Genomic DNA, 977 nt, shown 5'->3' on the forward strand with positions numbered 1-977 from the left:
AATAGACCATTTTGCTACGTCGGCGATTTGGTCTAAATCTTCCTGCGAAAGTCGCACCATATACTCATATGCCCCAATCCACGTGCGGGCAGCGTCTACCGGCACCTTCAAGTCTTCATACGCATACTGCGCGGTTTCATCAGGGTGCTGCGCGATAAAGGTCGTAGCTTCGTCGAGGGCTTTCAGGAAACGTTCCGTACCTTCGGGATTTTTTGCGATAAAATTTGCGTCCAGCAACAAGTATCCCTTCCCCACGTAGCCGGACAGCGAATAATCGCCTATGCTCCGTGACGAGGGGACTTCAAGCACGGCTTTTTCAATATCGGAACTCGCCCAAAACGCGTCGATTTCTTTCGCCAGATATGCGGCAAGCAGTTCCGCGTTTGAACCGAGATACACGTGGTTCACCGTGTTTTTATCAATACCCCATTTCTCAAAGAACCGCGCCCAGAGGTACTCATTCGACGTCGCTTTTTGCACGCCGATTCTCTTCCCCGCAATGTCGCCGGGCGCTCTGATTGCGTCGTTCCGTACATAAAGTCTGCTGCCTGCCGGGTTGGAAATGAGAATCGTCGCCAGAATCCTCATCTTATTGCTTTCCGAAAATCGAGAGGCGATAGCAAAATCCATAGCTTCGGCGGAATCCGTTTCGCCGAGTAGCGCCGCGTTGAGGGTATCGATGCCGTAGGAAAAGGTCGAGATTTCAGCGTTGATATGATATTTATCGAATATGCCGGCTTTTTTCGCTACTCTGAATTGATAGGAAAACGCCGCGCTATCCGCGCCGACGCGAATCGTGAGCGCGTCTGAAGCGGCGCTTGCTGACGCAGTTTTTTTGGAGCAACCGGAAGCGCCAATCAACACAATGCCGGTTAAGACCAAAACCGGAAACATCGCAGAAAGCCGGTTTTTTACCGTGATTATACGCATAATAAATTCCTTATAAGCACTTTTGTTCAAACGTTATACAGACAATC

Annotated in this window: 1 protein-coding gene; it reads right to left on the reverse strand. The window is 50.1% G+C overall.

All coding sequences use genetic code 11. From position 1 onward, the window contains the following. Positions 1-930 (reverse strand): ABC transporter substrate-binding protein (locus tag AWU74_RS06145; protein WP_062328581.1); only part of this gene is annotated, 930 nt, incomplete at its 3' end. Positions 931-977: the final 47 nt, after the last annotated feature.

Source organism: Treponema endosymbiont of Eucomonympha sp. (genome assembly GCF_001028545.1).